The organism is Pseudomonas jessenii (assembly GCF_002236115.1).
GTDB lineage: Bacteria > Pseudomonadota > Gammaproteobacteria > Pseudomonadales > Pseudomonadaceae > Aquipseudomonas > Aquipseudomonas jessenii.
The window spans coordinates 336255-349246 of sequence record NZ_NIWT01000004.1 but is presented as its reverse complement, the minus strand read 5'-3'; the positions used below and the strand labels follow the sequence as shown (position 1 = coordinate 349246).

General features: G+C 60.3%; 12 protein-coding genes. 5 read left to right on the top strand and 7 right to left on the bottom strand.

Translation table 11 applies throughout. From position 1 onward, the window contains the following. Nucleotides 1-50: 50 nt before the first annotated feature. The 6 genes from era to lptF all read right to left on the bottom strand — a co-directional run bounded on the left by era (nt 51) and on the right by lptF (nt 6823). Nucleotides 51-953 carry a GTPase Era gene (gene era / locus PSJE_RS14720; RefSeq protein ID WP_007973959.1) on the bottom strand — a complete coding sequence of 301 codons (903 nt, stop codon included), beginning with the start codon at nt 951-953 and terminating at the stop codon, nt 51-53. Further along, nucleotides 946-1635 carry a ribonuclease III gene (gene rnc / locus PSJE_RS14715; RefSeq protein WP_008053221.1) on the bottom strand — a complete coding sequence of 230 codons (690 nt, stop codon included), beginning with the start codon at nt 1633-1635 and terminating at the stop codon, nt 946-948. The genes era and rnc overlap by 8 nt, the downstream gene beginning before the upstream one ends. A 184-nt stretch (nt 1636-1819) precedes the next feature. Then, nucleotides 1820-2674 carry a signal peptidase I gene (gene lepB / locus PSJE_RS14710; protein ID WP_057716283.1) on the bottom strand — a complete coding sequence of 285 codons (855 nt, stop codon included), beginning with the start codon at nt 2672-2674 and terminating at the stop codon, nt 1820-1822. Nucleotides 2675-2679: 5 nt separating this feature from the next. Beyond that, on the bottom strand, nt 2680-4479 hold the full coding sequence (gene lepA / locus PSJE_RS14705; protein ID WP_008053223.1) for a translation elongation factor 4: 1800 nt from the start codon (nt 4477-4479) through the stop codon (nt 2680-2682). Between the two features lie 171 nt (nt 4480-4650). Continuing rightward, nucleotides 4651-5712, bottom strand: coding sequence for an LPS export ABC transporter permease LptG (lptG, locus tag PSJE_RS14700; RefSeq protein ID WP_057716284.1), 1062 nt, complete (start codon nt 5710-5712; stop codon nt 4651-4653). Beyond that, nucleotides 5705-6823 carry an LPS export ABC transporter permease LptF gene (lptF, locus tag PSJE_RS14695; RefSeq protein ID WP_057716285.1) on the bottom strand — a complete coding sequence of 373 codons (1119 nt, stop codon included), beginning with the start codon at nt 6821-6823 and terminating at the stop codon, nt 5705-5707. The genes lptG and lptF overlap by 8 nt, the downstream gene beginning before the upstream one ends. Nucleotides 6824-7215: 392 nt before the next feature. Between lptF and PSJE_RS14690 the strand changes: the two genes are divergently transcribed. The 3 genes from PSJE_RS14690 to PSJE_RS14680 are packed head-to-tail and all read left to right on the top strand — an operon-like array spanning nt 7216 to nt 9611. Next, nucleotides 7216-8706 (top strand): leucyl aminopeptidase, encoded by a 1491-nt coding sequence (locus PSJE_RS14690; RefSeq protein ID WP_090457748.1) that lies wholly within the window; start codon nt 7216-7218, stop codon nt 8704-8706. 60 nt (nt 8707-8766) lie between these two features. Further along, on the top strand, nt 8767-9195 hold the full coding sequence (locus PSJE_RS14685) for a DNA polymerase III subunit chi (RefSeq protein WP_090453252.1): 429 nt from the start codon (nt 8767-8769) through the stop codon (nt 9193-9195). Between the two features lie 8 nt (nt 9196-9203). Further along, nucleotides 9204-9611, top strand: coding sequence for a DNA polymerase III subunit chi (locus PSJE_RS14680; RefSeq protein ID WP_090453250.1), 408 nt, complete (start codon nt 9204-9206; stop codon nt 9609-9611). A gap of 141 nt (nt 9612-9752) precedes the next feature. Here the strand turns inward: PSJE_RS14680 and PSJE_RS14675 are convergent, their stop codons facing one another. Then, on the bottom strand, nt 9753-10520 hold the full coding sequence (locus PSJE_RS14675; protein ID WP_090453248.1) for a sulfite exporter TauE/SafE family protein: 768 nt from the start codon (nt 10518-10520) through the stop codon (nt 9753-9755). 196 nt (nt 10521-10716) lie between these two features. Here PSJE_RS14675 and xseA point away from each other — a divergent pair, with 196 nt between their 5' ends. Together xseA and PSJE_RS14665 are read left to right on the top strand one after the other, a co-directional pair. Further along, nucleotides 10717-12096, top strand: coding sequence for an exodeoxyribonuclease VII large subunit (gene xseA, locus PSJE_RS14670; RefSeq protein WP_090453246.1), 1380 nt, complete (start codon nt 10717-10719; stop codon nt 12094-12096). Between the two features lie 3 nt (nt 12097-12099). Beyond that, nucleotides 12100-12921: a peptidoglycan DD-metalloendopeptidase family protein gene (locus PSJE_RS14665; RefSeq protein WP_090453245.1), complete on the top strand. Its 822-nt coding sequence runs from the start codon at nt 12100-12102 to the stop codon at nt 12919-12921. Nucleotides 12922-12992: the final 71 nt, after the last annotated feature.

Here is a 12992-nt window from a genome sequence, read left to right as displayed (position 1 = left end):
CGCGAGCAAGCTCGCTCCCACAGGGGATCATTGTTGATCCGGAAAACGTATTACAGGTCGCCGTAACCCAACGAACGCAATGCACGCTCGTCATCGGACCAGCCACCCTTAACCTTGACCCACAGGTTGAGCATGATCTTGGAGTCGAACAGCAGCTCCATGTCCTTGCGCGCTTCGGTGCCGATGCGCTTGATGCGCTCGCCCTTGTCGCCAATGATGATTTTTTTCTGGCCATCGCGCTCGACGAGGATCAAGGCATGAATGTGCAGGGTCTTGCCCTGCTGCTTGAACTCTTCGATTTCAACGGTGATCTGGTACGGCAGCTCGGCGCCCATCTGGCGCATGATTTTCTCGCGCACCAGCTCGGCGGCGAGGAAACGGCTGCTGCGGTCGGTGATCTGGTCTTCCGGGAAGAAGTGATCGTTTTCCGGCAGGTGCTCGGCAATCACGCGTTCCAGTGCATCGAGGTTATGCCCGTGCTGCGCGGAAATCGGGATGATCTGCGCATTCGGCAACTGCTCCTGCAACCAGCTCAGGTGCGGCATCAGCTCGGCCTTGTCTTCGATGCGGTCGGTCTTGTTCAACGCCACGATCAGCGGGCCGGTCACGTACTGGACGCGCTCGAGAACCATCTGGTCTTCTTCGGTCCACTTGGTGCGGTCGACCACGAAGATCACCACGTCGACGTCTTTCAGCGCCGCCGAAGCGGTCTTGTTCATGTAGCGGTTCAGGGCCTTTTCGCCGCCCTTGTGCATACCAGGGGTATCGACGTAGATCGCCTGCACATCGCCCTCGGTCTTGATACCGAGCATGTTGTGACGGGTGGTTTGCGGTTTGCGCGAGGTGATCGCCAGCTTCTGACCCAGGATGTGGTTCAGCAACGTGGACTTGCCCACGTTCGGACGGCCGACGATGGCAACATAGCCACAGCGAGTTGCGTTTGTATCAGTCATTGCCATTCTCCACACCCAGGGCAATCAGTGCTGCGGCGGCCGCTACCTGTTCGGCAATACGACGACTCACACCCTGACCTCGGCTTTTTTCATTCAGTAAGATGATTTCGCATTCGACGAAGAACGTCCGGCAATGCGGCTCACCCTGGATATCCACCACTTCGTAACGCGGCAGCTCACAACCACGGGACTGCAGGAACTCTTGCAGGCGGGTCTTTGGATCTTTGTTGGTGTCGACCAGCGTCAGGCCTTCGAACTCGCCGGCCAGCCAGGCGAGCACACGCTCGCGGGCCATTTCCATGCCAGCATCGAGGTAGATCGCACCGATCAGCGCTTCGAGGGCATCGGCCAGAATCGACTCGCGACGGAAACCGCCGCTTTTCAGCTCGCCCGAGCCCAGGCGCAGGTATTCGCCCAGATCGAAACCACGGGCCAGTACGGCCAGGGTCTCACCTTTGACCAGACGTGCGCGCAAACGCGACAACTGGCCTTCGCGAGCCAGCGGGAAGCGCTCGAACAACGCCTCGCCGGCGACGAAGTTGAGAATGGCGTCACCGAGGAATTCCAGGCGTTCGTTGTTACGCCCGGCAAAGCTGCGGTGAGTCAGGGCCAGGACCATCAGTTCCTGATCCTTGAAGGTGTAGCCGAGCTGACGCTCTAGACGGCTTAAGGAGACGCTCACGGTTTACCCACGCTGAGTTCGTGGCTGGATTCCACCGCCATCGCCGTAAGTTGGCGCAGGCTTGGGACAATTAAAGCTGTGTTCAAAAATAACGTCCTGAATATCATTGTTTTCATGCCTCTGGCGCCCATTGTGCCGGCTCCAGAAATGCATTCGGCGCTGTGTTCAACAGCGCCGTGTCTGATTACTTGATCAGGCCAACCCGCGAGAAATTCGGCAGGTGGCTGAGTTTGGGTTCCGGCCAGCTCATCCAGACCGCAAAGGCCTTGCCGACGATATTCTTGTCGGGAACCATGCCCAGCAGATCCTTGGGAATGTTCGGATCATCCCAGTAGCGACTGTCGTTCGAGTTGTCGCGGTTGTCGCCCATCATGAAGTAGTGCCCGGCCGGCACGGTCCACGAATGGTCCGGCATTGCGCGGTAGCGGCTCATTTCCTTGCGGATCATGTGCTCGGCCACACCGAGTTTTTCCTTGTAGAGCTCAGCGCTGCCCAGCGTGCCCGGCTCGGAGCCGACCAGTTGCTCGGCAATCGATTGACCGTTGACGAACAGGCGCTTGTCGGCGGTGTAGCGAACCGTGTCGCCCGGCAAACCAACCACACGCTTGATGTAGTTGACGTTCGGGTCGCTCGGGTAGCGGAACACCATCACATCGCCGCGCTGCGGATCACCGACTTCGATGACTTTCTTGTCGATCACCGGCAAGCGGATCCCGTAGGAAAACTTGCTCACCAGGATGAAGTCGCCGACATCCAGGGTTGGCTTCATCGAACCGGAAGGAATCTGGAACGGTTCCACCAGGAACGAACGCAGCACCAGCACGATGAACAACACCGGGAAGAACGACTTGCCGTATTCAACCAGCAGCGGCTCTTTGTTCAGCTTCTCGACCACGACCATGTCAGGCTGGCTGACGCTGCCCTGATAGGAAGCGATGGCGGCACGCCGACGCGGGGCCAGGATCAACAGATCGAGCAACGCCAACAGGCCGCAGACGAACACGGCAATGACCAGCAACAGCGGGAAATTTAGCGACATAGGACCTAACTATCCAACCTGAGCACTGCAAGGAAGGCTTCCTGTGGAATCTCCACGTTGCCGACCTGCTTCATGCGTTTCTTACCGGCCTTTTGCTTCTCCAGCAGTTTCTTCTTACGGCTGACGTCACCACCGTAGCATTTGGCCAATACGTTCTTTCTGAGCGCCTTGACGGTTGTCCGCGCCACAATCTGCCCGCCAATGGCGGCCTGGATTGCCACGTCGAACATCTGCCGCGGAATCAGTTCTTTCATCTTCTCGGTCAACTGGCGACCTTTGTAGTGCGAGTTGTCACGGTGCACGATCAGCGCCAGAGCGTCGACCTTGTCACCGTTGATCAGCACGTCCAGTTTCACCAGGCTAGCCGATTGATAACGATCGAAATGGTAGTCCAGCGAAGCATAGCCGCGGCTGGTGGATTTCAGGCGGTCGAAGAAGTCCAGCACCACTTCGTTCATCGGCAGGTCGTAGGTCACTTGTACCTGGGAGCCGAGGAACAGCATGTCAACCTGCACACCACGTTTTTCGATGCACAGGGTAATGACGTTGCCCAGGTGCTCTTGCGGCACAAGAATATTGGCCCGCACGATCGGCTCACGCATGTCTTCGATCGAGGACAGGTCCGGGAGCTTCGACGGGTTATCGACGTAGATCGTCTCGCCGGTCTTGAGCAGCAGCTCGAAGATTACCGTCGGCGCAGTGGTGATCAAGTCCAGGTTGTACTCGCGCTCCAGGCGCTCCTGGATGATTTCCATGTGCAGCATGCCGAGGAAGCCGCAACGGAAGCCGAAGCCCAGTGCGTCAGAGCTTTCCGGCGTGTATTGCAGCGACGAGTCGTTCAGGGTGAGCTTTTGCAGCGCTTCGCGGAAATCTTCGAAGTCGTCGGAGCTGACCGGGAACAGACCGGCGTAAACCTGCGGCTGAATACGTTTGAAGCCTGGCAGTACATCAACGTCCGGCGTCGAGCTCAAGGTCAGGGTGTCGCCCACTGGCGCACCGTGAATGTCCTTGATGCTGGCGATGATGAAGCCCACTTCACCGGCCTTGAGGTCAGCGGTAGGGGTGTGCTTCGGGTTGAATACACCGACGCTGTCTACCAGGTGGATCTTGCCGGTGGACTTGACCAGGATCTTGTCGCCCTTCTTCACACGACCGTGGCGCACGCGTACCAGGGAAACAACACCCAGGTAGTTGTCGAACCAGGAGTCGATGATCAACGCTTGCAGCGGATCTTCGTAGTTGCCGGTCGGTGCAGGAATGGTGGCGACCAGGCGCTCGAGCACTTCGTCGACGCCCAGGCCGGTCTTGGCCGAACACTCGACCGCATCGGTGGCATCGATGCCGATGATTTTTTCGATTTCTTCTTTAACACGGTCCGGATCGGCCTGTGGCAGGTCGATCTTGTTCAGCACCGGCATCACTTCCAGGCCCTGCTCGATGGCCGTGTAGCAGTTGGCAACCGACTGTGCTTCAACGCCTTGACCGGCATCGACCACCAACAGCGCGCCTTCACAGGCAGCCAGCGAACGGCTCACCTCATAGGTGAAGTCAACGTGGCCGGGGGTATCAATGAAGTTCAGCTGGTAGTTGATACCGTCGCGAGCCTTGTAATACAGGGTGACGCTGTGCGCCTTGATGGTGATCCCGCGTTCACGCTCGAGGTCCATGGAGTCCAGGACCTGGGCTTCCATTTCGCGCTCGGCGAGGCCGCCACACATCTGGATGAAGCGATCGGCCAGCGTCGACTTGCCATGGTCAATGTGGGCGATGATGGAGAAATTGCGGATATGACTCAAATCACTCACGGATCAACACTCAAAAAGGCTGCAGGCATAGCCCGCCGAAAAATAGCCGGGAATTGTACCTGATCCACGGCGCAAGCGTCACGTTCGCAGGTCAGACGGCGCCTACAAAAACGCCCCGGTCTTGCGACAAGGGCGTTTTTTAACGTCAAAGCGGTCGGAAAATGCCCGCCATCAGCCAGCTCGACGCAACAGCCAGAGTCCCGCCACGGCACAAACACCCGCCGGCACCAGCACCGAAAGCAACGGCGGGAAGCCGAACACCTGGCTCGAAGGCCCCAGCAGATCCTGAACGATGCGGAAGGTGAAGCCCACCAGCACGCCGGTGAACACCCGTTGACCCAGGGTCACCGAGCGCAGCGGACCAAAGATGAAGGAAATCGCCATCAACACCAGAGCAGCAGTCACCAGCGGCTGCAACACCTTGACCCAAAATGCCAGCCAGTAGCGGCCATTGTTCAGCCCCTGGTCCGCCAGATAGTGGATGTAACTCCACAGGCCACTGATCGACAGCGACTCGGGCACCATGATCACGGTGTTCAGCAACTGCGGACTCAACGCAACGTCCCAGCGCTCTTGCGGGGTCGAAACCACTTCGGTGCTGCGCTCGTGGAACAGCGTGGTCGTGACATCCGACAACTGCCAGTGATCGTTTTCGAAGTTGGCACGCTTGGCGAAACTCGCCGACAGCATGTGCCGCTCTTTGTCGAAGCGATAACGGGTCACGCCATACAGGATGCCGTTGGGTTGTACCGAGTTGACGTGAATGAACTCATCGCCCTGGCGGTGCCACAAGCCGTGCCTGGCGCTTTGCGCATCACCGCTGCCCTGGGCCAGCGAGCGATTGGCCTGCGCGGCGGTTTCAGCGGGCGGAGCGACGTACTCGCCGACCAGCACGCCGGCCAGCATCAATACCAGCATCGGCTTCATGACCGCCCAGACGATCCGGCCGATCGACACACCGGCGGCGCGCATGATGGTCAGCTCACTGTTGCTGGCCAGGCTCCCCAGACCGATCAGGCAGCCGATCAGCGCAGCCATCGGCAGCATTTCGTACATCCGGCGCGGAGCGGTCAACAACACATAACTCAGCACATCGACCAGGGTGTAGGTATCGCTGATTTCCCCCATCTCGTCGATGAAGGCAAACAGTGTCGCCAGACCAAGAATGATCCCGAGCACCGCCAGGATCGCCATGAACACACTGCTACCAATGTAGCGATCAAGCTTAACCACGGGCCACCTCCAGCGCGCTGCGGCGACTCGCCCTCTTCAAGCTCAAGGGTTCCCAGTAGAGCAAGCCCAGGCCGATGGACAGGAAAATCCCGTGCACCCACCACAAGCCAAACACCGCAGGGATCTTGCCCTTGTCGAGGGCCCCGCGGGCGGCAATCAGAATGCTCAGGTAAGCCATATAAAGAAGAATCGCCGGCAGTAACTTGAGGAATCGGCCCTGACGCGGGTTGACCCGTGACAGCGGCACCGCCATCAAGGTCACGATGAACACCAGCAACGGCAGAGACATGCGCCATTGCAGCTCGGCGCGCATGCGAATGTCGTCACTGCCGATCAATGTACGGGTCGGCATTGCGTCACGGTCGGTGACTTCGTCACTGACTTCCGGTTTTGGCAGCAACACACCGTACTCGTCATACTTGATCGCCCGGTAGTCGGCCTGCCCCGGACTACCGTCATAGCGATAGCCGTTATCAAGAATCAGGTAGCGGTTGCCGTCCGGACGAATTTCCTGGCGCCCCTTTTCCGCCACCAGCACAGAAATCCCGCGATCCTTGTTATTGGAACTGATGTTTTTTTGCGAGATGAACACACCACCCAGATTGACGCGGTCATCGGACATGCTCTCGGTGTAGGTGACCCGGGTGCCGTCGCGCAAAGCCTGGAAACGCCCTGGCTCCAGGGTATCGAATTCGGTCAGGGCATCCTGCTTGTTCAGCAGCAACTGAAACTGATTGGCCCCCTGTGGCGCCAGGCTCAGGCTCAGCCACGCCACGACGAGCGCAACCAGGGTGGCCGGGAACAGCGTCATGCAAAACAGCCGCTGCTGGCTCATGCCCGTGGCCGAGAGCACGGTCATTTCGCTTTCGAGGTACAGGCGACCGTAGGACAACAGGATCCCGAGAAACAGCCCCAGCGGCAGGATCAGCTGGAGGAAGCCCGGCAGGCGATAGCCCATGATCAGGAACAACGACCCCGGATCCAGCAGGCCCGAAGCCGCCTGGGCGAGGTATTTGATGAAGCGACCGCTCATGATGATGACCAGCAGCACGGCACTGACGGCGCTCAAGGTCAACAGGACTTCGCGGGATAGATAACGGAAGACGATCAAACCAGACACTCCAGGGTTGTCAGGCTAAGGCGGCCGAACAAGCAAACGTATCGGACAGCCCGCAAGGCAGAGCCGCCGAAAAAAGATGGCGCATTATCCTGTGATTGGATGCGCCTGTCACTGCGCAATGCATCCCCCCTTGTAGGAGCGAGCCTGCTCGCGATGGTCGTCAACGATAACGCGGGGAGCCTGACACCCTGCGTCAATCTTGGGTTCTTCGCGAGCAGGCTCGCTCCTACATTCGTGCGGTCGAGGGTTGTCAGCCGCCGGTAGCGAGGTTCAAACTGCGGCCTTTGTCGCCGGTCGATCCTGGCGCCTTTCTATTTATAAGCAATCGACGCACATAAGGTGTCGGGCGCATGCGTGATAACCATCAATTCAGGGACCCGGACATGGAACTGGTTGTAAAAAGCGTCAACCCCGAAACGTTGAAGACCGCCACTCTCGTGGTCTCCGTCGGCGAAGGCCGCAAGCTCGGCGGTGTTGCCAGACAACTCGACGAACTGAGCGGCGGCGCGATCAGCACTGTGCTCAAGCGCGGCGACCTGGCCGGCAAGGTCGGCCAGAGCCTGCTGCTGCACAGCCTGCCGAACCTCAAGGCCGAGCGTGTGCTGCTGGTGGGCGTTGGCAAGGACGACGAACTGGGTGACCGCCCGTTCCGCAAGATCATCGCCGGCATCCTCAATACCCTCAAAAGCCTGGGCGGCAGCGATGCGGTGCTGGCCCTGGATGAAGTGGTCGTCAAAGGCCGCGACAGTTATGGCAAGACCCGCCTGCTGGCCGAAACCCTGGTGGACGGCGAGTACAGCTTCGACCAGTTCAAGAGCCAGAAAGCCGAACCCCGCGCGCTGAAGAAAATCACCCTGCTGACCATCAAGGCCGCCCAGGCTGAAGTGCAACGCGCCGTGACCCACGCCACCGCCATCGCCAACGGCATGGCCTTCACCCGTAACCTGGGTAACCTGCCGCCGAACATCTGTCACCCGACCTTCCTCGGTGAGCAGGCCAAAGACCTGGGCAAAGAATTCAAGGACCTGAAAGTCGAAGTCCTCGACGAGAAGAAGATCAAGGCTCTGGGCATGGGCTCGTTCTACGCCGTCGGCCAGGGCAGCGCCCAGCCTCCGCGCCTGATTGTCATGCAATACAACGGTGGCAAGAAATCCGAGAAGCCGTACGCGCTGGTCGGCAAAGGCATCACCTTCGACACCGGCGGCATCAGCCTCAAGCCGGGTGCCGGCATGGATGAAATGAAGTACGACATGGGCGGCGCCGCCAGCGTGTTCGGTACCCTGCGTGCCGTGCTCGAGCTGAAGCTGCCGATCAACCTGGTGTGCATCCTGGCCTGCGCCGAGAACATGCCGAGCGGCAACGCTTCGCGCCCGGGCGACATCGTCACCACCATGAGCGGCCAGACCGTGGAAATCCTCAACACCGACGCCGAAGGCCGTCTGGTGCTGTGCGACGCCCTGACCTACTCCGAGCGCTTCAAGCCGCAAGCGGTCATCGACATCGCGACCCTGACCGGCGCCTGCGTGGTTGCCCTGGGTTCCCACACCTCGGGCTTGCTGGGCAACAATGACGAACTGATCGGCCAACTGCTGAGCGCCGGCAAGGCTGCCGACGACCGCGCCTGGCAACTGCCGCTGTTCGATGAGTACCAGGAACAGCTGGACAGCCCGTTCGCCGACATCGCCAACATTGGCGGCCCGAAAGCCGGCACCATCACTGCGGCCTGCTTCCTGTCGCGCTTCACCAAGAACCTGAACTGGGCGCACCTGGACATCGCCGGCACGGCCTGGACCAGCGGCGGCAAGGACAAGGGCGCCACTGGCCGTCCGGTTCCCCTGCTGACCCAATACCTGCTGGACCGCGCCAAAGCCTGAAACCGTTGATGGGCGGCGGCGTCACTTCCCGGTGACGCCGCTTGCCGCTCTGGAACCGCAATGACCAAAGTCGACTTCTATATCCTGCCCAGCGCCGATCCTTCGGCACGCCTGGACTTTGCCTGCAAGCTCACCGAGAAAGCCTGGCGCATGGGCCACCGCATCTACCTGCATTGCAGCGACGCGGCCCAGCGTGACGATCTCGATGCGCGGCTGTGGGCGTTCAAGGGCGAAAGCTTCGTGCCCCACGGCCCCGCCGACACCGAGCCTGAGGGTTTGATTGTCCTGGGGTTGGGCGATGACTGCGGTCAACATCAGGATTTGCTGGTCAATCTCGACCTGAAAGTCCCGGTCTTCGCCAACAGGTTCGCCCGGGTGGCGGAAGTGGTGGTGGAGGATCCGACGATCAGAGCGGCCGCGCGGGAGAGTTTCCGTTTCTACCGCGAACAGGGCTATCCTCTGCAAGATCACCGTTTACAGCGACTCTGAGCCTTCCAATGGACACTCCAAAACCGCTGCAACAGTCCGCGCACCTGCTGGACGACCTTGAGTCGATCCGCCAATTGCTCGGCGATGACAACCTGCAACCGCCTCTGCTGACCGACACGGTCGAGGAAGGTGATCAGGAACAGATTCCCATGTTGTTCGACGCCGTGAGCGAACCTTCGCCACCCGTCGTACCGACAACGCCTGCCCCGATCGTTGAACCCGTCACCGCGGCAACGTCGGCGCCCGCCCCCAGCAAGAACCCGGATGACTTGCTGCACCTGGACAGCGAATTGCGCGCCGCCGCGCAATTGATCATGCAAGACGTGATCGACGATTTCGCCCCGCACATCGAGACCGAAATCAAACGCCGCCTCAGTGCGCGACTGGAGCGTTTGTTGAGCCAGTACAACGACTGAACAGCTTGCATTGGGGGGGCTCTTCTGTGGGAGCGAGCTTGCTCGCGATGACGATCTGTCTGGCACATCAATGCTGAATTTGCTGACCCCATCGCGAGCAAGCTCGCTCCCACACAAAGCGTCTCGCCACAAGTTGAATCTTCAGGTACTGAGATAGCGTCCGATCAACGCGATCCCACTGGCCAGCACCAACCACGTCACCAGGCGCACAAACGCCTCGCGGGACAAGCGCATGGTCAGCCGTCGACCGAACCACAGCCCCAGCACCATCGCCGGCAACAGACAAACCGCCAGCACCAGCAACGGCAAATCGGCATACACACCGGCGATTGCAAACAGGCTCAAACGCACCACCGTACTGCAACTGATCAGCGCACTCTGGGTGGCCCTGGCTGCCTCCTTGGGCAACCGGCTGTTCAAATAGATCGCATAGAGAAAGCCGCCGCTGCCAAACAACGCGCCAAACATTCCGCCCACCGTCCCCATCGGCAGCGCCCACGCGGCGGACAACTGCGCCGGACGGACCTTTATCCACAGGCTGTAAATTGCATAGGCGCTAATAAACAGCCCCATCAGCAGCAGCAACAGGTCGGATTTCAGGTTCAGCAGGAATATCACGCCAAGTGTGCAGCCCACCGCCATGCACGGCAGCAACCGCAACAACTCCGGCCTCGCCACATCGCGCCGCGAAGGCAGCAGATTGCCGAATGCCGCGACAAAATCGAGCAACACCAGCAACGGCACGATCTTCGACAGCGGCATGAACAGAATCAGAATCGGCCCGGCCACCAGTGCGGTGCCGAAACCGGCGATGCCGAACACGATGTAGGCCAGGGCGATGCCCGCACCGATTACCACCCAGTCCAGCGGGCCGAATGGCCATTGGTTCAACAGTTCAAACACATTCATCCGAACATCTTCCTTGATCACATGAGGCGACTTTACCTCTGTGGGAGCGAGCTTGCTCGCGATGGCGATCTGTCTGGCACATCAATGCTGAATTTGCTGGCCCCATCGCGAGCAAGCTCGCTCCCACATAAATGCCCTCAATGGATTTGTGAGCAGTCGTGGAGATTGCCAGGCAAATGCCTTTAAACTGCGCCCCATGATTAAAGATCCCTTTGCAAGACTCGGCCTGGACCGCGAAGTCCTGACCGTCAGCCAGCTCAACGGCCGCGCGCGGGTGTTGCTTGAAGACGTGTTCAGCAACATCTGGGTCGAAGGCGAAATCTCCAACCTCGCCCGCCCGGCTTCCGGCCACGTCTATTTCACCCTCAAGGACAGCGGCGCCCAGGTCCGTTGCGCGTTGTTCCGGCAGAACGCGGCACGGGTTCGCCAGGCCTTGAAAGACGGCCTGGCGGTCAAGGTGCGTGGCAAGGTCTCGCTGTTCGAGGGGCGCGGTGATTATCAGCTGATCCTCGACACCGTGGAGCCGGCTGGCGATGGCGCGCTGCGCCTGGCCTTCGATGCCTTGAAGGAAAAGCTCAGCGCCGAAGGCCTGTTCAGTGCCGAGCGCAAGGTGCCGTTGCCGGCGCATCCGCAACGCATCGGCATCATCAGTTCGCCCACTGGGGCGGTGATCCGCGACATCATCAGCGTGTTCCGCCGTCGTGCACCGCAGGTGCAATTGACCCTGATCCCTACCGCCGTACAGGGCCGCGAAGCCACAGCGCAGATTGTCCGCGCCCTGAAACTGGCCGATGCCCGCGGTTTCGACGCACTGATCCTGGCCCGGGGCGGTGGCTCGCTGGAAGATCTCTGGTGCTTCAACGAAGAAGCCGTGGCCCGTGCCGTAGACGCTTGCGTGACGCCGATTGTCAGCGCGGTCGGCCATGAAACCGACGTGTCGATCAGCGACTTCGTGGCCGACGTACGCGCGCCCACCCCCTCCGCTGCCGCCGAATTGCTGGCACCGGATTCCAGCGACCTGGTGCGTCGGGTCGAAAGCCTGCACCGACGGCTGGTGATGCGCATGCGGGACCGCTTGATGCGCGACCGCCTGCGCCTGGAAGGCGTTTCCCGGCGCCTGCGTCATCCCGGCGAGCGCCTGCGCCAGCAAGCGCAACGCCTGGATGACCTGGACATGCGCATGCGCCGCGCGTTCGAGCGCAGCCTCAACACCCGCCGCGAACGCTTGATCCGCCTGGAAACCCGTCTGGCTGCACAACATCCGGGCCGGCAACTGGCAATGCTTCGCCAGCGCCTCGACAGCCTGGCCGAACGCCTGCCGCGCGCGATCCGCGAAGGGCTGAAGAGCCGTCGCCTGCAGTTGCACAGCCAGATGCAGACACTGCATGTGGTCAGCCCGTTGGCGACCCTCGGCCGTGGCTACAGCATCTTGCTGGACGAGCGCGGCAACGCGATCCGCAACGCCGCGCAAACCCATACCGGCCAGCGCCTGAAGGCCAAACTGGGCGAGGGCGAACTGCAAGTGCGGGTCGAAGACAATCACCTGACGCCCGTCACCCTTTCTTTACTGGATTGATCCATGCCGCGTTTCTTTGCTCCGTTGCTGTTGCTGCTCCTGACCTTCAACGCCCATGCCGACAGCTACATTACTCGCCAGTTGAACAAACCGGTGCCGGGAGGCGTTTCGGTGGTGGACCTGGGCACGTCCGCCCAGGCACCAAAAGCCACTTATCAAGGCAAACCGGTGCTGGTAGTGAAGGAACAGAACAACTGGCTGGCCATTGTCGGCCTGCCGCTGACGGTCAAGCCGGGGGTTCAATCGGTCAGCAGCGGCGGCCGTAATCTGAATTTTACGGTTGGCAACAAGAAATACCCGGAACAGCGCATTACCCTGAAGAACACCCAACAGGTCAATCCGGACCCGGAAAATCTCAAGCGCATCGAGCGTGAACTGGCTGAGCAGATTACTGCCTACCGCACGTTCAGCCCCAACACCCCGAGCAACCTGCTGCTGGACAAACCAGTGAACGGGCCGCTGTCGAGCAAGTTCGGCGTGCGGCGCTTTTTCAACGGTGAAGAACGCAACCCCCACTCAGGCCTGGACTTCGCCGTACCCGGCGGTACGCCAATCAAGACCCCGGCCGCCGGCAAGGTGATCCTGATCGGTAACTATTTCTTCAATGGCAACACGGTGTTCGTCGACCATGGCCAGGGGTTTATCAGCATGTTCTGCCACATGTCGAAAATCGACGTGAAGGTGGGGCAGCCACTGGCCCGTGGTGACGTGGTCGGCAAAGTCGGTGCGACCGGCCGCGCGACCGGACCGCACATGCACTGGAACATCAGCCTGAACGATGCGCGGGTCGATCCGGCTATCTTCATTGGTGCGTTTCAGCCCTAGCTTTTTGTTGAAGCTGATGGCCTCATCGCGAGCAAGCTCGCTCCCACAGGGATTGCGCTGTACCTGTGGGA